Annotated in this window: 18 protein-coding genes; 14 read left to right on the top strand and 4 right to left on the bottom strand. The window is 54.2% G+C overall.

Annotation, left to right across the window (positions count from 1 at the left end):
* Positions 1-88 precede the first annotated feature (88 nt).
* From ugpB to ugpQ, 5 genes are all read left to right on the top strand, one after another.
* A complete protein-coding gene (gene ugpB, locus IP582_RS23445) occupies positions 89-1405 on the top strand; it encodes a sn-glycerol-3-phosphate ABC transporter substrate-binding protein UgpB (RefSeq protein WP_041851342.1) in 1317 nt (438 codons plus the stop codon).
* 114 nt (positions 1406-1519) lie between these two features.
* A complete protein-coding gene (gene ugpA / locus IP582_RS23440; protein ID WP_041851343.1) occupies positions 1520-2407 on the top strand; it encodes a sn-glycerol-3-phosphate ABC transporter permease UgpA in 888 nt (295 codons plus the stop codon).
* On the top strand, positions 2404-3249 hold the full coding sequence (ugpE, locus tag IP582_RS23435; RefSeq protein ID WP_041851344.1) for a sn-glycerol-3-phosphate ABC transporter permease UgpE: 846 nt from the start codon (positions 2404-2406) through the stop codon (positions 3247-3249). The genes ugpA and ugpE overlap by 4 nt, the downstream gene beginning before the upstream one ends.
* A 1-nt stretch (position 3250) precedes the next feature.
* Entirely contained in the window at positions 3251-4324 is a 1074-nt protein-coding gene (locus IP582_RS23430; RefSeq protein WP_193794558.1) for a sn-glycerol-3-phosphate import ATP-binding protein UgpC, read from the top strand.
* The gene (gene ugpQ, locus IP582_RS23425) at positions 4321-5061 is read left to right on the top strand and encodes a glycerophosphodiester phosphodiesterase (RefSeq protein WP_193794557.1); all 741 of its coding nucleotides are present in this window, start codon (positions 4321-4323) and stop codon (positions 5059-5061) included. Before IP582_RS23430 ends, ugpQ begins: the two co-directional genes overlap by 4 nt.
* Here the strand turns inward: ugpQ and IP582_RS23420 are convergent.
* A complete protein-coding gene (locus tag IP582_RS23420) occupies positions 5058-5510 on the bottom strand; it encodes a DUF2756 family protein (RefSeq protein ID WP_193796337.1) in 453 nt (150 codons plus the stop codon). The two genes, ugpQ and IP582_RS23420, sit on opposite strands and share 4 nt — an antisense overlap.
* Before the next feature lie 121 nt (positions 5511-5631).
* Between IP582_RS23420 and ggt the strand changes: the two genes are divergently transcribed.
* The gene (ggt, locus tag IP582_RS23415) at positions 5632-7386 is read left to right on the top strand and encodes a gamma-glutamyltransferase (RefSeq protein WP_193794556.1); all 1755 of its coding nucleotides are present in this window, start codon (positions 5632-5634) and stop codon (positions 7384-7386) included.
* A 66-nt stretch (positions 7387-7452) separates the two neighbouring features.
* Here ggt and yhhY read toward each other — a convergent pair whose 3' ends face one another.
* Positions 7453-7944 (bottom strand): N-acetyltransferase, encoded by a 492-nt coding sequence (gene yhhY, locus IP582_RS23410; RefSeq protein WP_041851348.1) that lies wholly within the window; start codon positions 7942-7944, stop codon positions 7453-7455.
* 214 nt (positions 7945-8158) lie between these two features.
* On the bottom strand, positions 8159-8800 hold the full coding sequence (locus IP582_RS23405; RefSeq protein WP_193794555.1) for a polymer-forming cytoskeletal protein: 642 nt from the start codon (positions 8798-8800) through the stop codon (positions 8159-8161).
* Between the two features lie 294 nt (positions 8801-9094).
* On the opposite strand from IP582_RS23405, the gene IP582_RS23400 reads away from it, so the two are divergent.
* The 5 genes from IP582_RS23400 to gntU all read left to right on the top strand — a co-directional run bounded on the left by IP582_RS23400 (position 9095) and on the right by gntU (position 14059).
* Complete coding sequence (locus IP582_RS23400; protein ID WP_193794554.1) at positions 9095-10132, top strand: oxidoreductase; 1038 nt, start codon at positions 9095-9097, stop codon at positions 10130-10132.
* Between the two features lie 123 nt (positions 10133-10255).
* On the top strand, positions 10256-10951 hold the full coding sequence (locus IP582_RS23395; protein WP_193794553.1) for a pirin family protein: 696 nt from the start codon (positions 10256-10258) through the stop codon (positions 10949-10951).
* A 102-nt stretch (positions 10952-11053) separates the two neighbouring features.
* Positions 11054-12049 (top strand): gluconate operon transcriptional repressor GntR, encoded by a 996-nt coding sequence (gene gntR, locus IP582_RS23390; protein WP_041851352.1) that lies wholly within the window; start codon positions 11054-11056, stop codon positions 12047-12049.
* 136 nt (positions 12050-12185) lie between these two features.
* Positions 12186-12707, top strand: a complete 522-nt coding sequence (gene gntK / locus IP582_RS23385) for a gluconokinase (protein ID WP_064572416.1) — start codon at positions 12186-12188, stop codon at positions 12705-12707.
* Positions 12708-12718: 11 nt separating this feature from the next.
* Complete coding sequence (gene gntU / locus IP582_RS23380) at positions 12719-14059, top strand: gluconate transporter (protein WP_041851354.1); 1341 nt, start codon at positions 12719-12721, stop codon at positions 14057-14059.
* A gap of 179 nt (positions 14060-14238) precedes the next feature.
* On the opposite strand, the gene IP582_RS23375 is transcribed toward gntU, so the two are convergent.
* Positions 14239-14832: a YhgN family NAAT transporter gene (locus tag IP582_RS23375; RefSeq protein WP_041851355.1), complete on the bottom strand. Its 594-nt coding sequence runs from the start codon at positions 14830-14832 to the stop codon at positions 14239-14241.
* A gap of 162 nt (positions 14833-14994) precedes the next feature.
* Between IP582_RS23375 and asd the strand changes: the two genes are divergently transcribed.
* The 3 genes from asd (at position 14995) to glgX (ending at position 20524) form a co-directional block, all read left to right on the top strand.
* Entirely contained in the window at positions 14995-16101 is a 1107-nt protein-coding gene (asd, locus tag IP582_RS23370; RefSeq protein ID WP_041851356.1) for an aspartate-semialdehyde dehydrogenase, read from the top strand.
* Between the two features lie 263 nt (positions 16102-16364).
* Positions 16365-18548: a 1,4-alpha-glucan branching enzyme gene (gene glgB, locus IP582_RS23365; RefSeq protein WP_193794552.1), complete on the top strand. Its 2184-nt coding sequence runs from the start codon at positions 16365-16367 to the stop codon at positions 18546-18548.
* Positions 18548-20524: a glycogen debranching protein GlgX gene (gene glgX, locus IP582_RS23360; RefSeq protein ID WP_193794551.1), complete on the top strand. Its 1977-nt coding sequence runs from the start codon at positions 18548-18550 to the stop codon at positions 20522-20524. Before glgB ends, glgX begins: the two co-directional genes overlap by 1 nt.
* Position 20525: the final 1 nt, after the last annotated feature.

Raw genomic sequence — 20525 nt, 5'->3', positions numbered from 1 at the left:
ATTTTTCTGTCATTCGAGCATGTCATGTTACCTCGCGAGCATAAAACGCGTGATATCGCGCATCCGGCACAACAAGAGAGAAAACCGAATGACACCGTTACGACACACAGCTTTAGGACTGGCTCTTGGGTTGATCTTTGCAGGCAACGCAATGGCTGTCACGACAATCCCATTCTGGCATTCCATGGAAGGTGAGTTAGGCAAAGAAGTCGACTCCCTGGCGCAACGTTTTAACGACACCCACCCGGATTACAAAATTGTGCCGGTGTACAAAGGTAACTACGAGCAGAGCCTGAGTGCGGGTATCGCTGCGTTCCGTACCGGTAATGCACCCGCTCTGCTGCAGGTTTACGAAGTGGGTACGGCGACCATGATGGCATCGAAAGCCATTAAGCCGGTCTACGAAGTATTTAAAGACGCGGGTATCAACTTTGATGAGTCTCAGTTTGTGCCGACCGTTGCCGGCTACTACACCGATTCTAAAACGGGTCACCTGCTGTCTCAGCCGTTCAACAGCTCCACGCCGGTGCTGTATTACAACAAAGATGCCTTCAAAAAAGCGGGCTTAGATCCGGAGCAGCCACCAAAAACCTGGCAGGATCTGGCTGCGTACACGGCCAAACTGAAAGCCACAGGGATGAAATGCGGTTACGCCAGCGGTTGGCAGGGCTGGATTCAGATTGAAAACTTTAGCGCCTGGCACGGCCTGCCGGTTGCGACCAAAAACAACGGTTTCGACGGTACGGATGCGGTTCTGGAGTTCAACAAACCGGAGCAGGTGAAACACATCGCCATGCTCGAAGAGCTGAACAAGAAAGGCGATTTCAGCTACTTCGGTCGTAAAGATGAGTCTACCGAGAAGTTCTATAACGGTGACTGCGCGATTACTACTGCTTCCTCTGGCTCGCTGGCTGATATCCGTCATTACGCCAAATTTAACTACGGTGTAGGCATGATGCCTTACGACGCTGATGTGAAAGGCGCGCCGCAGAACGCCATTATCGGCGGGGCCAGCCTGTGGGTTATGCAGGGCAAAGATAAGCCGACCTATACCGGTGTTGCGCAGTTCCTTGAGTTCCTGGCTAAACCGGAAATCGCTGCTGAATGGCACCAGAAAACTGGCTATCTGCCGATTACTACTGCTGCATATGATCTGACCCGTAAAGAAGGTTTCTATGACAAGAACCCGGGTGCGGACATCGCAACGCGTCAGATGCTGAACAAGCCCCCGTTGCCGTTCACCAAAGGTCTGCGTCTGGGCAACATGCCGCAGATTCGTACCATTGTGGATGAAGAACTGGAAAGCGTCTGGACCGGTAAGAAAACGCCGCAGCAGGCCCTGGATTCGGCCGTAGAGCGTGGTAATCAGCTACTTCGCCGCTTCGAGCAGTCGACTAAGTCTTAATAGCTTACACCCTCACCCCGGCCCTCTCCCTGAAAGGGAGAGGGAGCAAACCCACCCCTCGCCCCTATGGGGAGAGGGTTAGGGTGAGGGGAAAATATAACTCAGAGCATAACTATGTCCTCATCCCGTCCGGTGTTTCGTTCGCGCTGGCTGCCTTACCTGCTGGTCGCGCCTCAACTGGTTATCACCATTATTTTCTTTATCTGGCCTGCGGGTGAAGCGCTGTGGTATTCGGTTCAAAGCGTTGATCCGTTCGGCCTGTCGAGCCAGTTCGTTGGCCTGGATAACTTTGTGGCCCTGTTCCATGACAGCTATTACCTTGAGTCCTTCTGGACGACGATGCGTTTTAGCGCGCTGGTCACTTTTTTTGGTCTGTTCTCCTCCCTGTTCTTTGCCGCGCTGGTCGACAACGTGGTACGCGGCAGCCGTGTATACCAGACATTGATGCTGCTTCCGTATGCCGTCGCCCCGGCGGTCGCCGCTGTGTTGTGGATTTTTCTCTTCAATCCCGGTCGCGGTTTGATTACCCATGTTCTTGAACAATTTGGCTATAACTGGAACCACGCGCAAAACAGTGGCCAGGCCATGTTCCTGGTGGTTTTTGCTTCTATCTGGAAGCAGATTAGTTACAACTTTTTATTCTTCTTCGCTGCGCTGCAATCTATCCCCCGTTCCCTGGTGGAAGCCGCGGCGATTGATGGCGCAGGGCCGATTCGCCGCTTCTTTAAGCTGTCGCTGCCGCTGATTGCCCCGGTGAGTTTCTTCCTGCTGGTGGTCAACCTGGTGTACGCCTTCTTTGATACCTTCCCGGTGATTGATGCTGCGACGGCGGGCGGCCCGGTACAGGCAACGACCACGCTGATTTATAAGATTTACCGTGAGGGCTTTGCTGGTCTGGATCTGTCCGCATCCGCTGCACAGTCCGTGGTGCTGATGTTCCTGGTGATCGTGCTGACGGTCGTTCAGTTCCGTTATGTTGAAAGCAAGGTACGCTACCAATGATTGAGAATCGTCCAGGGCTGACTTTTTTCAGCCACCTTCTGCTTATCCTGGGCATTGTGACGATCCTGTTCCCCCTGTATGTCGCCTTTGTGGCGGCAACACTGGATAACAAAGCCGTTTTTGAAACGCCAATGACCCTGATTCCCGGCACGCACCTGCTGGAAAACATGAAAGCGATTTGGATTAACGGCGTGGGGGCTAACAGTGCGCCATTCTGGCTGATGATGCTTAACAGCTTCATCATGGCGTTCTCCATTACTGTGGGGAAAATCGCCGTTTCGATGCTATCCGCTTTTGCCATCGTCTGGTTTCGTTTCCCGCTGCGTAACCTCTTCTTCTGGATGATTTTTATCACCCTGATGCTGCCGGTTGAAGTGCGTATCTTCCCGACGGTGGAAGTGATTGCGAACCTGAAAATGCTCGACAGCTACACCGGGTTAACGCTACCGCTGATGGCTTCCGCTACGGCGACATTTCTGTTTCGCCAGTTCTTTATGACGCTTCCCGATGAACTGATGGAAGCGGCACGTATTGATGGTGCCTCGCCGATGCGCTTTTTCTGGGACATCGTGCTGCCGCTATCAAAAACCAATCTGGCGGCGCTGTTTGTCATTACCTTTATCTACGGCTGGAACCAGTATTTGTGGCCGCTGCTTATCATCAGCGACGTCAATCTGGGCACGGCTGTTGCGGGCATTAAAGGCATGATTGCCGTAGGTGAGGGCTCAACACAATGGAACCAGGTGATGGCGGCAATGCTGCTTACGCTGATTCCCCCGGTGGTTATCGTTTTTGCCATGCAGCGTGCCTTTGTGCGTGGCCTGGTCGACAGTGAGAAATAAGATGGCAGGATTAAAATTACAGGCCGTAACCAAAAGCTGGGATAACGGCAAAACGCAGGTTATCCAACCGCTGACGCTGGACGTGGCGGACGGCGAATTTATTGTAATGGTGGGGCCATCCGGTTGCGGAAAGTCGACGCTGCTCCGCATGGTCGCTGGCCTTGAGCGCGTCAGCACTGGCGATATCTGGATTGATAGCCAGCGCGTGACGGAAACGGAGCCGAAAGATCGCGGTATTGCGATGGTGTTCCAGAACTATGCGCTCTACCCGCATATGAGCGTGGAAGAGAACATGGCCTGGGGGCTGAAAATTCGCGGCATGGGTAAAGAGCACATTGCCGATCGCGTAAAAGAGGCGGCCCGTATTCTGGAGTTGGATGGTCTGTTAAAGCGCCGTCCGCGCGAATTATCCGGCGGCCAGCGTCAGCGTGTGGCGATGGGGCGTGCCATTGTGCGCGATCCGGCGGTGTTTCTGTTTGATGAACCGCTATCAAACCTTGATGCGAAACTACGCGTCCAGATGCGGCTGGAACTGCAGCATTTACACCGTCGCCTGAAAACGACGTCGCTCTACGTGACCCACGACCAGGTAGAGGCAATGACGCTGGCGCAGCGCGTGATGGTGATGAATAAAGGGGTGGCGGAACAGATCGGCACACCTGTAGAGGTGTACGAAAAACCGGCCAGCCGCTTTGTGGCGAGTTTTATCGGTAGCCCGGCGATGAACTTACTGGATGGGCGTATCAGCCACACCGGTACCCATTTTGAATTGGATAGCGGTATGGCCCTGCCCATTAACTGGTACTACCGGGGTTATGCCGGGCGTAAAATGACATTGGGTATCCGCCCGGAACATATTGCGTTAAGCTCACAGTCCGCAGGTGGCGTACCGCTGGTGATGGATACGCTTGAGATGCTTGGCGCAGATAACCTGGCCCACGGTCGCTGGGGCGACCATAAGCTGGTGGTGCGCCTTGCACATCAGGACAGACCGAAGCAGGGCAGTACGCTGTGGCTGCATTTGCCGGAGAATCACCTGCACCTTTTTGACGGTGAAACAGGACAACGTGTATGAGCAACTGGCCTTACCCCCACGTCGCCGCCCATCGTGGCGGTGGGAAACTCGCCCCGGAAAATACGCTGGCGGCCATTGATGTGGGCGCTCGCTACGGTCACACGATGATCGAGTTCGATGCGAAGTTGTCGAAAGACGGGCAAATTTTTCTGCTGCATGACGATAATCTTGAGCGCACCAGCAACGGCTGGGGTGTTGCCGGGGATCTGGAATGGAACGATCTGCTGAAAGTAGACGCAGGCGGCTGGTTTGGCGGCGAATTCAAAGGTGAACCGCTGCCGCTGCTGTCGCAGGTTGCCGACCGCTGCCGTCAGTACGGCATGATGGCGAACATCGAAATTAAACCGACGACCGGCACTGGCTCGTTGACGGGCAAAGTGGTGGCACTGGCGGCGCGCGAACTCTGGGCTGATATGCCGACACCGCTGCTGTCGTCGTTTGAAATTGATGCGCTGGAGGCGGCGAAAGCGGCAGCACCGGAACTACCGCGTGGGTTGCTGCTGGATGAATGGCGCGATGACTGGCGGGAGCTGACTACCCGTCTGGAATGTTTCTCCATCCATCTTAATCACACGCTTCTTGATGAAGAACGTGTGGATATGCTGCGGGATGCCGGGTTACGCATTCTGGTTTATACCGTCAATCGCCCGCAGCGTGCGTCTCAACTGCTACGCTGGGGCGTTGATTGCATCTGTACCGACAACATTGAAGTCATCGGGCCAGATTTTCAGCCTTAAGGCGTAACGGTTTTTAGCGGGATATTCGCTTGCGGCGTGCTGGTATGGGTTTGATTCAGCATGCTGCTGCCGGCCTGGTTAGCGGGCAGCATATGTTGCTGCTGACCCAGTGTCGCATCGTTATTAACGCTTTGGTTCAGCATGCCGCCGTTTGTATTGGGGAGCATCTGCTGGGTACCCGGGTCGAGCTCCCCCGGCTGCGCCTGCCTTACCCGCTGGGAATTATTATTAATCTGCGCTTCCAGATGCTGCTGTTGCAGGCGCGTTTGCGTCTGCAAATTCTGATTTAACATCCCTTTTTGCTGCTGTTGCTGATTAAGCATTTGCGTCTGCATTCGCTGCTGACTCGGTATCTGATAACCCGGTTGGTTCGGGTTATTGGTGGTATTGAGCGGCTGTGCGAAAGCGGCCAATGGCAAGAATGCGGCCAGAATAAATAGTCGTTTCATCATCTTCTCCTCCTTCTGAGGCTTCTTCTAAGTTTACTCCGTTTCACGCACTACGATGATCTTTTAGGAGTTCTGAACCAGACTTAAGCGGGGACTGTAGCCCCTTCTCAGGAGAACGACGATGATGAAACAGAAGTTTGCGCGTTGGGTGGCGATAGCCGCTCTGATGGCGGGAGGATGTTTTAGCGTTGCGGCGGCACCTCCGCCCGTTGCGGCACCGGCTCCGGTGTCGTATGGCGTTGAGGCGGATGTCTTTCATCCGGTTCGTGCGAAACAGGGGATGGTGGCGTCCGTTGACGAAACCGCAACCCGTGTTGGCGTCGATATCCTCAAACAGGGGGGCAACGCCGTTGATGCCGCCGTGGCGGTTGGCTATGCGCTGGCCGTAACGCACCCGCAGGCAGGTAATCTCGGTGGCGGCGGGTTTATGATGATCCGTACCAAAGATGGCAAAACGACCGCAATTGATTTTCGTGAAATGGCCCCGGCAGCAGCAACGCGCGATATGTTTCTTGACGACCAGGGCAACCCGGACAGCAAAAAGTCTCTCACGTCACACTTAGCTTCCGGTACGCCGGGCACAGTGGCGGGCTTTTCGCTGGCGCTGGAAAAATATGGCACATTGCCGCTGAATAAAGTCGTACAGCCGGCCATAAAGCTGGCAAAGCAGGGCTTCGTGGTGAACGACGCGCTGGCTGACGATCTCAAAACCTATGGCAGTGAAGTGCTGCCAAACCATGAAAACAGCAAAGCCATTTTCTGGAAAGACGGCGAGCCCCTGAAAAAAGGCGACAAACTGGTTCAGGCGAACCTGGCAAAGAGCCTGGAGATGATTGCCGAAAAAGGGCCGGACGCATTCTATAAAGGCTCGATTGCCGATCAGATTGCTCAGGAGATGAGTAAAAACGGCGGGCTGATCACGAAAGAAGATTTGGCCAATTACAAAGCCGTCGAGCGCCCCCCCATCAGCGGCGACTATCGCGGCTACCAGGTTTTCTCCATGCCGCCGCCCTCTTCCGGGGGGATCCATATTGTGCAGATCCTCAATATCCTTGAGAACTTTGACCTCGCGAAATATGGCTTCGGCAGCGCGGATACCTTGCAGGTAATGGCGGAGGCGGAAAAATACGCCTATGCCGACAGGTCTGAATACCTTGGCGATCCGGATTTTGTGAAGGTGCCCTGGCAGGCATTGACCAACAAGGATTATGCAAAATCGCTGGCTCAGCAAATCGACGTCAATAAAGCGAAGCCATCGAGCCAGATTCGTCCGGGCAAGCTTGAGCCCTACGAGAGTAACCAAACAACGCACTATTCGGTGGTGGATAAAGACGGTAATGCCGTCGCGGTGACCTACACCCTCAACACCACCTTTGGTAGCGGGATTGTGGCGGGAAATACCGGCATCCTGATGAACAACGAAATGGATGATTTCTCGGCCAAACCCGGCGTGCCGAATGTCTATGGGCTGGTGGGGGGCGATGCGAATGCGGTGGGGCCGGGCAAGCGTCCGCTCTCTTCCATGTCGCCGACTATCGTGGTGAAAGACGGGAAAACCTGGCTGGTTACGGGGAGTCCTGGCGGTAGCCGAATCATCACAACTGTGCTGCAAATCGTGGTAAACAGCATCGATTTTGGGATGAATGTCGCCGAAGCGACCAATGCCCCGCGCTTTCATCATCAGTGGCTGCCGGATGAACTGCGCGTCGAAAAAGGCTTTAGCCCGGACACCCTCAAGCTGCTAGAGCAGAAAGGGCAGAAGGTGGTTGTGAAAGAGGCGATGGGCAGTACGCAGAGCATTATGGTTGGCCCGGACGGCACGCTGTACGGTGCGTCTGACCCGCGTACGGTGGATGATTTAACGGCGGGATATTAAGTTTCTCAATCCCCTCTTCCTGAAAGGAAGAGGGGATGGGTTGAGCGGTTTGTTAATCGTGGAGGCTTACTGTTTTATCCGTGCCATAAAATAGGCGTCCACGTATTCGCCGTTGCGCAGGGCGAAGCGCTTTCCGGTTCCTTCAATTTCAAAACCGAATTTCTGATACAGCGTCAGCGCCGGGGCATTATCAACGAAGACGGTCAATTCAATACGTTCTATTCGCAGCCAGTTGTCGCACAGGTTCACCATTTCGCGCATTAACGCGCTGCCTACGCCACGCCCATGCTTTTCCGCTGAAACGCCAATTCCAAAGGTGGCAACGTGACCGCGCCGGGGATTTTCCATGATATCCAGAGCCAGGTGTCCGACGACCTCTTCGTCAAGACAGGCGACGAGGTGGCGTCGGCCTGGTTTGACGGCGGCCCTTTCTTGCCACATCGCCATGGAAGGATGAGGAATTTGTAGCGTGTCGTGATACACCCCAGGATGTGAATTGATGTGGCGTAATGCTTCTGCATCGCTGGCTTCAATATGGCGTATCACAATGTCACTCATTCCTTTTTCCTCTTTTAGTGAAATATCCTCTTCAACATCACGAAGTTTGCAAAGTGCGTCAACTGCCATTTTTTGCAAAAAAGGGTAGACAAGTGCGAATGATAATGATTATTATTGCCATGCGTTCAGGGAAACCGATGCGGTAATCCTGAAAGCACGACATTGCTCACATTGCTTCCAGTATTTCTTAGCCAGCCGGGTGCTGGCTTTTTTTTTACCTGCGTTTTCCCTCAGCCTTTTTGCTTGTGGCCTCTGTGGTGGTGTCGAGCACCAGCCCCACAATGTTCGTCTGCTCCTGTCGTGGGGCACGCAGTTCCGCCTGGCCTGTAAAGGTGCCGCCCTGTTTTATGCTCAACGTGCGATAAACCAGCGTGCCGGTTAGCGTACCGTTTTCGGCAATATCTACCGCATCGCCCGTACACTGGCCTGTCACGGTGCCGTCGATAATCAATTGCTGGCAGTTAATGTTGCCTTCGACCCGTCCTTCACGCATGACGTTGACCAGACTCTCTTTCACGTCGATATCACCCCGTATACTGCCGTAAACGTACACCGGGCTGGATGAAGCAATATTGCCTTCAAGATGAACATCACGGGCGATCACCGTAGATGTTTCCGTCTCGGCCTGGTGTTGATTATCGGTAGAAGGGGTGGCAGCTATTGCGCCCGTGTTTTCGCTGTTTTTATGTTTTTTGAACATACCTGTTATGAATCCTCTCAGGATAAAAGCGCTAAAGGTGGCAAAGGCCAGCACTCCTGCGTAACGCGCCAGCGATGATGCGCCAACGCACCAGGACAACAGCGCAAATAGCCAGACCAGAAGGGTGAGGTTTAGCAGGAGATATTTTCTGTCCATAATTCCCTGAGCCGCTTTCCATGGCAGCCAGCCTGATGCGTGGCTGACCTGTTATTGCGAGAAACATCCTGCTTTTCGCGGCACTTTTATCGGCAATTTGGTCAATGAGATCAAGATGTGTCAGAGGATTTTAAGAATGGAAGCGGTTGTTTATTCTTCTTTTATAATTCCAGGATATAGGTCGTAAGGTTGGAATGAGCTGGATGAATATCTTGTTCATTGATGGCAGCGGTTTTTATCGGTGGGCGTCTTGCGCTAAGGTTTAAGGCTGCGACGCTAAACAAGGACAGCATTATGACTCTGCATTGCGCATTTATCGGCTTTGGTAAAAGCACCACCCGCTATCATCTCCCTTACGTTCTGAATCGCAAAGATACCTGGCATGTGGCGCATATCTTTCGCCGCCATGCGAAACCGGAAGAACAGCATCCGCAGTATCAGCATATTCACTTCACCAGCGATCTTGATGAGGTGCTCAATGATCCGCAGGTCAGGCTGGTCATCGTTTGTACCCACGCGGACAGCCATTTTGAGTACGCGAAACGGGCGCTGGAAGCCGGGAAAAATGTGCTGGTAGAAAAGCCATTCACACCAACGATTGCCGAAGCTGTCACCCTCTTTGAACTGGCAAAAAGCAAAGGCCTGACCGTCACGCCGTATCAGAATCGCCGCTTTGACACCTGTTTTTTGATGGCCAAAAAAGCCATCGAGAGCGGCAAGTTAGGTGAAATCGTTGAAGTAGAGAGCCACTTCGATTACTACCGCCCGGTTGCAGAAACGAAACCGGGCCTGCCGCAGGATGGATCCTTCTACGGGCTTGGCGTGCATACGATGGATCAAATTATTTCACTGTTTGGTCGTCCGGACCATGTGGCGTATGACATTCGTAGCCTGCGCAACAAGGCCAACCCGGATGACACCTTTGAAGCGCAGCTCTTTTATGGCGATCTGAAAGCCATCGTAAAAACCAGCTATCTGGTCAAAATCGACTATCCGAAGTTTATTGTCCACGGGACCAGAGGATCATTTATCAAGTACGGCATCGACCAGCAGGAGACCAGCCTGAAGGCCAATATCATGCCTGGTGAAGCGGGGTTTGCGGCAGATAACAGTATCGGCGTGCTGGAGTATGTGAATGACGCGGGTGAAACGGTGCGTGAGGAGCTGAAACCGGAAATTGGTGACTATGGCCGGGTCTATGATGCGCTCTATGCCACGTTGACCACCGGGGCGGATAATTACGTCAAGGAATCTGATGTTCTGACCAACCTGGAGATCCTGGAACGCGCCTTCGAACAGGCCTCTCCATCCACGGTAACCCTCGCAAAATAAGTGGTCTTAAGGTTACAAAACTCATTCATTTTTTTTGAACAGAGGAGTCAATTTTCACCCTCTATGATTGGTCAGCGATCGGGTCCACACTTACCCCATCGAAACGAACATGAGGGTGAAAACATGATTTATTTACGCAAAGCAAACGACCGTGGCCACGCAAATCATGGCTGGCTTGACTCCTGGCATACCTTTTCGTTTGCCAACTATTATGATGCGAACTTTATGGGTTTTTCTGCACTGCGCGTGATTAACGACGACGTGATCGATGCCGGGCAGGGGTTTGGTACCCATCCCCATAAAGATATGGAAATCCTGACGTATGTACTGCAAGGCGCGGTCGAACATCAGGACAGCATGGGCAATAAAGAACAGGTCCCGGCAGGTGAGTTCCAGATTATGAGCGCAGGCACCGGCGTGCGGCACTCTGAGTACAACCCCAGCGCCACTGAACCGCTGCGTCTGTACCAGATCTGGATTATTCCAGAAGAAAATGGCATCACGCCGCGTTACGAACAACGCCGCTTTGATGCAACGCAGGGCCGCCAACTGGTGCTGTCGCCGGATGCTCGCGACGGTTCGCTGAAAGTGCATCAGGACATGGAGCTTTATCGCTGGGCGCTGTTGAAAGATGAGCAGTCTGTGTATCAGGTTTCTGCAGACCGCAAAGTCTGGATTCAGGTGGTGAAAGGTGAGGTATCCATTAACGGCACGAAAGCGACCACCAGCGATGGCCTGGCCATCTGGGACGAGCAGGCTCTGTCCATTCATGCCGATAGCGACAGCGAAATTTTACTTTTCGACCTGCCGCCAGTTTGATCGGGCTTAAATAAATGACGCAACCTTCTGGTTAACACCAGAAGGTTGCGTGCTGTCCGTGATAAACTGGCCTGATGTTTCCCCGTTTATCAATTCAGGACGATGAAAAAGAAAAGACCCGTACTTCAGGATGTGGCCGATCGCGTTGGCGTGACCAAAATGACGGTCAGCCGATTTTTACGCAACCCGGAGCAAGTCTCCGTGGCGCTTCGGTCTAAAATAGCGGCTGCACTTGATGAACTGGGCTACATTCCGAATCGGGCTCCGGATATTCTCTCCAATGCCACCAGCCGTGCGGTTGGCGTGCTGCTTCCCTCTTTAACCAACCAGGTGTTCGCAGAAGTCCTGCGCGGCATCGAAAGCGTGACGGATGCGTTTGGTTATCAAACCATGCTGGCGCACTTCGGCTATAAACCTGAGCTGGAAGAAGAGCGGCTTGAATCGATGCTGTCGTGGAATATTGACGGCCTTATCCTCACTGAACGTACCCATACGCCTCGCACGCTGAAAATGATTGAGGTGGCGGGTATCCCTGTTGTTGAACTGATGGACAGCAAGTCGCCTTGCCTGGACATCGCCGTTGGCTTCGACAACTTTGAAGCGGCGCGGCAGATGACGGCGGCCATTATTGAACGTGGTCATCGCCGGGTGGCCTACCTGGGCGCACGTCTCGACGAACGTACTATCATCAAACAGAAGGGGTATGAGCAGGCGATGCTTGATGCGGGTCTGACGCCATACAGCGTGATGGTAGAACAGTCCTCGTCCTATACCGCGGGCATTGAGCTTATGCGGCAGGCGCGTCGCGAATACTCGCAACTGGACGGAATTTTTTGCACCAACGATGACCTTGCGGTCGGCGCGGCGTTCGAATGCCAGCGTTTGGGGCTGAAAGTTCCTGATGATATGGCGATTGCCGGGTTCCACGGTCACGACATTGGCCAGGTAATGGAGCCGCGTCTGGCGAGCGTCCTTACGCCGCGTGAACGTATGGGGCGTATTGGCGCAGAACGCCTGCTGGCGCGCATTCGTGGTGAATCTGTTACGCCAAAATTGTTAGATTTAGGTTTCACATTGTCACCGGGTGGATCTATTTAGTCTGACAAATTTGAAGTAGCTCACACTTATTCACTTCTGGCACGAATGGTTATTGCTTATCCATTACCCCGGCAGGACAATGTTACCGATAACTGTTACCCGTAACAATTCACTTTGTACCTGTGGGAGCTACGCTTTGAGCACGACTAACCATGATCACCACGTCTATGTCCTGATGGGCGTATCTGGCAGTGGTAAATCCGCTGTCGCCAGTGAAGTGGCGCATCAACTCCATGCCGCGTTTCTTGACGGCGACTTCCTGCATCCACGCGCCAACATCATGAAAATGGCCGCAGGCGAGCCGTTGAATGACGATGACCGTAAACCCTGGTTGCAGGCACTCAACGATGCGGCCTTTGCAATGCAGCGCACCAACAAAGTGTCGCTGATTGTCTGTTCAGCGCTGAAAAAGCGTTACCGCGACCTGCTGCGTGACGGCAACCCTAACCTCTCCTTTATCTACCTGAAAGGGGACTTCGATGTTATCGAAAGCCGCCTGAAAGCGCGTAAAGGCCACTTCTTTAAAACGCAAATGCTGGTGACCCAGTTTGAAGCCCTGGAAGAGCCGGGTGCGGATGAGCGCGACGTACTGATCGTCGACATTGACCAGCCCCTGGAAGGTGTTGTCGCCAGCACAATTGAAGTGATTAACAAATAAAGGCAGTTGTTGTGAGTACATTGACGCTTGTTTTAACAGCAGTTGGCTCTGTGTTGCTGCTGCTGTTTTTAGTCATGAAAGCGCGTATGCACGCTTTCGTTGCTTTGATGGTGGTTTCTATTGGTGCAGGGCTTTTTTCCGGTATGCCGTTGATCAAGATTGCGGCGACCATGGAAAAAGGGATGGGCGGGACGCTGGGCTTCCTCGCCATTGTGGTGGCTTTAGGGGCGATGTTCGGCAAAATTCTGCATGAGACCGGCGCGGTCGATCAGATTGCCGTGAAGATGCTCAAATCTTTTGGTCACAATCGCGCGCATTTCGCGATTGGCCTGGCGGGGTTGATTTGCGCGCTGCCGCTGTTCTTTGAAGTGGCGGTGGTGTTGCTGATAAGCGTTGCCTTCTCTATGGCGCGCCATACCGGTACTAACCTTGTGAAGCTGGTGATTCCGCTGTTTGCGGGCGTGGCGGCAGCCGCAGCGTTTCTGCTGCCTGGGCCTGCGCCGATGCTGCTGGCTTCCCAGATGCACGCTGACTTTGGCTGGATGATCCTGATTGGGCTGTGCGCTGCCGTTCCTGGAATGCTGATCGCCGGGCCGCTGTGGGGCAACTTTATCAGCCGCTATGTCGCGCTGCATATCCCCGACGACATCACTGAGCCGCATCTGGGCGAGGGTAAAATGCCCTCATTCGGCTTTAGTCTGTCGCTGATTCTGCTGCCGCTGGTACTGGTGGGGCTGAAAACTATCGCTGCACGTTTTGTGGCAGAGGGTTCGGACCTCTACAACTGGCTGGAGTTTATCGGTCACCCGTTCACCGCGATTCTGGTGGCTTGCCTGGTGGCAATCTACGGTCTGGCGATTCGCCAGGGCATGGCGAAAGACCGGGTCATGGAGATCTGCGGTCAGGCATTGCAGCCTGCCGGGATTATCCTGCTGGTGATTGGTGCGGGCGGTGTATTCAAGCAGGTGCTGGTGGATTCCGGTGTTGGCCCGGCGCTGGGCGAAGCGCTGACCGGTATGGGGCTGCCGATTGCAGTGACCTGTTTCGTGCTGGCAGCCGCCGTGCGCATTATTCAGGGGTCGGCGACGGTTGCCTGTTTGACGGCGGTGGGCCTGGTGATGCCGGTAATTGAGCAACTGCATTTTTCCGGTGCGCAACTGGCGGCCCTGTCGATTTGTATCGCGGGTGGTTCCATTGTGGTGAGCCATGTGAATGATGCGGGTTTCTGGTTGTTCGGTAAGTTTACCGGCGCCACCGAAGCGCAGACGCTGAAAACCTGGACGTTAATGGAAACGATTCTGGGCACCACAGGGGCGATTGTCGGGATGATTGCCTTTACGTTGTTGAGTTGATTTTACTGTTTAGGGGAGTGCGGTCTGATGCCCTCACCCCGGCCCTCTCCACTGGGTGAGGAGCTGTCTGATGCCCTCACCCCAACCCTCTCCCACGGGGAGAGGGAGCAAACACTAAAAAAGGCAACTTGCGTTGCCTTTTTGCTTTTATATCCGTTGCCGTTTTGCTTTTTACCTTGCTAACCCTTCATCCACAGGCGGATGCCGTCCAGGAACATCTGGGTTGCGAGCATCACCAGAACCAGCCCCATTAAACGCTCCAGCGCGTTCACTCCTTTCTCGCCGAGCAAACGCAGGAACAGCGATGATTGCAGCAAGATCGCCACGGTACCGCCCCAGGCTATCAACAGGGCAATCACCAGATGGCCCATCTGATTAGGGTACTGGTGTGAAAGCAGCATCAGAGTTGCAAGCAGCGTTGGCCCGGCCACCAGCGGAACCGCCAGCGGTACGATAAACGGTTCTTCACCCGCAGGCAGTCCCATGCTGCTGCCGGACTCGCTGGGGAAAATCATCTTAATGGCGATCAGAAACAGGATGATGCCGCCGGAAATCGAAACCGTTTCGGCGCGTAGGTTGAGAAACGCCAGAATATTTTCGCCCGCGAAGAGGAAAACCAGCATCAGCACCAGTGCGATGAGCAGCTCGCGAATCATGATTTTTCGGCGGCGCTTCGGCTCAGTATGCTTGAGTACTGACATAAATATCGGCAGGTTCCCGAGAGGGTCCATAATCAGAATCAACAACACTGCCACCGAAATGATTTCGCTCATTATCAATTACCCATTTTGCCGCTGATTAGCGGTATTTCTGATGGCTTGCCCATCATTGATTAATTTCACTTGCGACTTTGCGTGCATTTTGTAAGGTGGACTATTAGCGCCAGTTGGATACTGGCTCGCACTAACAGCACACACCTTCGCAGGAAATACGCTATGAAAAATGTTGGTTTTATCGGTTGGCGCGGAATGGTCGGCTCCGTACTCATGCAACGCATGGTAGAAGAGCGCGACTTCGACGCCATTCGCCCGGTCTTCTTTTCAACTTCCCAGCTTGGTCAGGCAGCCCCGACATTCGGCGGTAAGTCTACCGGTACGTTGCAGGACGCATTCGATCTGGAAGCGCTGAAGGCCCTCGACATCATTGTCACCTGCCAGGGCGGCGATTATACCAACGAAATTTATCCAAAGCTTCGTGAAAGCGGCTGGCAGGGTTACTGGATCGATGCTGCCTCTTCTCTGCGTATGAAAGATGACGCCATCATCATTCTTGACCCGGTGAACCAGGCTGTCATCACCGACGGCCTGAACAAAGGCATCAAAACCTTCGTTGGCGGCAACTGTACTGTCAGCCTGATGCTGATGTCACTGGGCGGTCTTTTCTCCAATGATCTGGTTGAATGGGTTTCTGTGGCGACGTATCAGGCGGCTTCCGGCGGCGGTGCGCGTCATATGCGTGAACTGCTGGCGCAAATGGGGCAACTGCACGGCCTCGTGGCTGCTGAACTGGCAGATCCGGCGTCTGCCATCCTCGATATCGAACGCAAAGTCACCCAGCTTTCCCGCAGCGGCGAACTGCCTGTCGACAACTTCGGCGTGCCGTTGGCAGGCAGCCTGATTCCGTGGATCGACAAACAGCTCGATAACGGCCAAAGCCGCGAAGAGTGGAAAGGCCAGGCTGAAACCAACAAGATTCTGGGCACAACCACCACGATTCCGGTTGATGGCCTGTGTGTCCGCGTTGGCGCACTGCGCTGCCACAGCCAGGCATTTACCATTAAATTGAAAAAAGATGTGTCGATTCCGACCATCGAAGAGCTGCTGGCGGCCCATAACCCATGGGCGAAAGTGGTGCCGAACGACCGTGAAATCACCATGCGCGAACTGACGCCTGCTGCGGTAACCGGCACGCTGACGACCCCTGTAGGGCGTCTGCGTAAGCTGAATATGGGGTCGGACTTCCTCTCCGCATTCACCGTGGGGGACCAGCTCCTGTGGGGCGCAGCGGAGCCGCTACGCCGCATACTACGCCAACTGGCGTAATCAAAAATTTATTTAAAAAGGGGTGCTTGTCACCCCTTTTTTTTGCGTATTAACGGAGTGTACGCAGATGTTGATATTTTTCTCGGGAGTCAGATAAAGCGTTGGCTATGCTTTAAGTGGGGTGTTTACGCATCTTGCCTGAAGGTGGGACGGAGCAGAGAGGATGCACATTATGTGCTTGCGCCGTTCAGGTCAAAAAGAATGTCACAGCTGGGCGTATAACCTTGCCGGGAAGGTGTGACATAGATAACAAGGATTAAACCATGTCTGTTTTTGTAGATAGAGACGTGATTAATGCGCTAATTGAAGGCCATTTTGCAGACCCCTTTTCCGTACTCGGCATGCACCAGACGGAAGCCGGGCTGGAAGTTCGCGCATTATTACCTGACGCGACCGAGGTCTGGGTAATCGAACCCAAAACCGGGCGCAAAGTGGGCAATCTGGATTGCCTTGATTCACGTGGTTTCTTTAGTGGCGTTATGCCGCGCCGCAAAAACCCCTTTCGCTACCAGTTAGCCGTTATCTGGCATGGCCAGCAAAATCTTATCGATGATCCTTACCGCTTTGGTCCATTGATTCAGGATATGGACGCCTGGCTGCTTTCCGAAGGTACCCACCTCAGGCCTTACGAAACGCTGGGCGCACATGCGGATACAATGGACGGCGTGACCGGGACTCGCTTCTCTGTCTGGGCGCCAAACGCCCGCCGTGTTTCCGTGGTCGGGCAATTCAACTACTGGGATGGTCGCCGCCATCCGATGCGCCTGCGTCGTGAAAGCGGTATCTGGGAGCTTTTCATTCCGGGGGCGCACAACGGCCAGCTCTATAAGTTTGAGATGATTGATGCGCATGGCAATCTGCGCATCAAATCTGACCCGTATGCCTTTGAAGCCCAGATGCGCCCGGAAACGGCCTCCATGATTTGCGATCTGCCGGAAAAGGTAGAGCAGACAGAGGCGCGTAAAAAGGCCAATGAGTTTGATGCGCCCATCTCCATCTATGAGGTGCATTTGGGGTCATGGCGTCGCCACACGGACAATAATTTCTGGCTGAGCTACCGCGAGCTGGCGGACCAACTGGTGCCGTATGCAAAATGGATGGGGTTCACCCATCTGGAGTTGCTGCCCGTTAATGAGCACCCGTTTGACGGAAGCTGGGGCTATCAGCCGACGGGTCTCTATGCCCCGACGCGCCGCTTTGGCACCCGCGACGACTTTATCTACTTTATCAAAGCGGCCCACGCTGCCGGGTTGAACGTGATTCTGGACTGGGTACCCGGTCATTTCCCGTCCGATGACTTTGGCCTGGCCGAGTTTGACGGAACCGCGCTCTATGAGCACAGCGATCCGCGTGAAGGTTACCATCAGGACTGGAATACCCTGATTTATAACTACGGTCGCCGCGAAGTCAGCAACTATCTGGTGGGCAATGCGCTCTATTGGGTTGAGCGTTTTGGTATCGACGCTCTGCGCGTGGACGCGGTCGCCTCCATGATTTACCGCGATTACAGCCGTAAACAAGGCGAGTGGATCCCCAACGAATTTGGTGGTCGGGAAAACCTTGAGGCCATCGAATTTTTGCGTAGCACCAACCGTATCCTCGGCGAGCAGGTTCCTGGCGCAGTGAGTATGGCGGAAGAGTCCACCGACTTTGCCGGCGTCTCGCGTCCGCCATCACTGGGCGGCCTGGGCTTCTGGTACAAGTGGAACCTCGGCTGGATGCACGACACCCTGGATTACATGAAGCTCGATCCGGTCTATCGCAAATACCATCACGACAAACTCACCTTCGGCATGCTCTACAACTACACGGAAAATTTCGTGTTGCCGCTCTCCCATGACGAAGTGGTACACGGCAAGAAATCCATTCTTGACCGTATGCCCGGCGATGCGTGGCAGAAGTTTGCCAACCTGCGCGCGTACTACGCCTGGATGTGGGCCTTCCCCGGTAAAAAGCTGCTGTTTATGGGTAACGAGTTTGCGCAAGGGCGTGAGTGGAACCATGACAGTAGCCTCGACTGGCACCTGCTTGAAGGGGGCGATAACTGGCATCACGGCGTGCAGCGTCTGGTGCGGGATATGAACCACGTCTACCGTCATCATAAAGCGTTGCATGAGCTGGATTTCGACCCGTATGGCTTTGAATGGCTGGTGGTGGATGACCATGAGAACTCGGTGTTTGTCTTTGTACGTCGCGATAAAGCCGGCAATGAGATCATTGTCGTCAGCAATTTCACACCGGTTCCGCGTCATAACTACCGCTTTGGTATCAACCAGCCAGGGCGCTGGCGTGAAGAGCTGAACACGGACTCGATGCACTACCACGGCAGCAATGCCGGCAATGGCGGTGGTGTACAGAGTGATGAGATCCCGGTGAACGGCAGGGCGCACTCTCTCTCTGTGACGATCCCGCCGCTGGCAACCGTCTGGTTTGTGCGGGAGGGGTGATGACCAAACTGACCGCAGGCAACGCGACGCCACTTGGGGCCCATGTAGAGAGAAATGGCGTGAATTTCACGCTATTTTCAGCACATGCGGAGCGAGTCGAACTGTGCATTTTTGATGACGAAGGCAACGAACAACGTTATGACTTGCCCGCCCGCAGCGGCGATGTCTGGCACGGTTTCCTGGCAGATGCGCGGCCTGGTACGCGTTATGGCTATCGCGTACACGGTCCGTGGGAACCGGGGCAGGGGCATCGCTTTAACCCGGCGAAGTTACTGCTCGATCCCTGTGCGCGCCGTGTCGACGGTGACGTGAAAGACAGCCCATTGTTGCACGGCGGCTATGACGCTCCTGATCCGCATGACAGCGCGGCAATTGCGCCGAAAAGCGTGGTCGTGGATGACGCGTTTGACTGGGGGAATGATGCCGCGCCACGCACGCCATGGGGCAATACGGTCATCTATGAAGCCCATGTCAAAGGATTGACCTGGCTGCACCCGGATTTGCCAGAAGAGATCCGCGGTACCTATAAAGCCCTTGGTCATCCGGTCATGATCAACCACTTCAAGACGCTGGGTATCACGGCGCTGGAACTGATGCCGGTGGCGCATTTTATCAGCGAGCCGCGTCTGCAACGTCTGGGGTTAAGCAACTACTGGGGCTATAACCCGTTGGCGCTGTTTGCACTTGACCCGCGTTATGCCACCGCTCCCGAGTTAGCCATCAATGAGTTTCGTGAGGCAGTTAAGTCCCTGCATCAAAACGGTATTGAGATCATCCTCGATATTGTGCTCAACCACAGCGCTGAAATTGACCTGCATGGTCCGACGCTCTCCCTGCGCGGAATCGATAACCGTAGCTATTATTGGATAAGGGGCGACGGTGATTATGAAAACTGGACCGGTTGCGGTAACACCCTGAATTTGAACAACCCAGGCGGCGTGGGCTATGCCCTGGCCTGCCTGAAATATTGGGTTGAGACGTTCCATATCGACGGCTTTCGCTTTGATTTGGCGACAATTATGGGACGCACGCCGGGATTCAGTCAGCAGGCGCCCTTGTTCGAGGCAATTAAAAACTGCCCGTTACTTTCGCAGGCGAAGCTTATTGCGGAGCCGTGGGACATTGGCGAAGGCGGTTACCAGGTGGGTAATTTCCCGCCCTTATTTGCCGAATGGAATGATCATTTTCGTGATGCTGCCCGCCGCTTCTGGCTGGAGCAGTCACTCTCGCCTGGGGAATTTGCCGGGCGTTTTGCCGCATCCAGCGATATGTTCCGTCGCGAAGGGCGTCTGCCCCATGCGTCGGTCAATTTGGTGACGGCGCATGACGGGTTTACGTTGCGTGACTGCGTGAGTTTCAACCATAAGCATAACGAAGCGAATGGCGAGGAAAATCGCGACGGTACTAACAATAACCACAGTAATAATCATGGTATAGAAGGGTTAAGTAGCAGTCTTGATGTGACAGAAAGGAGGCGAGCAAGCGTCCATGCCCTGTTAACAACACTGCTACTTTCCCAGGGAACACCAATGTTGTTGGCCGGTGACGAACATGGTCATAGCCAGCACGGTAATAACAACGCTTACTGTCAGGACAATGCGTTGACCTGGCTTGACTGGCAAAACGCAAACAGTGGGCTAATGGCATTTACCGCCGCGTTGATTCACCTTCGCCAGCGCATTCCCGCCTTAACCCGGGATGCATGGTGGGAAGAGGGCGATGGCAACGTGCGTTGGCTTAATCAGGAAGCGCAACCTCTCAGCGTTGCGGAGTGGCAAAGCGGTGTCCACCGCCTGCAAATCCTGCTGTCCGATCGTGTACTGCTGGCGATTAACGGCACGCATGACGTTGCTGAGATTGTGCTACCAGAAGGGGAATGGCGTGCTGTTCCTCCGTTTGCCGGTGAGGATAATCCGGTAGTGATGGCTGTCTGGCATGGGCCCGCGCACGGAGTGTGCGTCTTTGAAAGGTCATAAA

Origin of the sequence: Citrobacter sp. BDA59-3 (assembly GCF_015167655.1) — a bacterium.
Lineage (GTDB): Bacteria > Pseudomonadota > Gammaproteobacteria > Enterobacterales > Enterobacteriaceae > Phytobacter > Phytobacter diazotrophicus.
The sequence above is the reverse complement of the archived record's forward strand: the minus strand, read 5'-3'. Positions and strand labels throughout refer to the sequence as shown.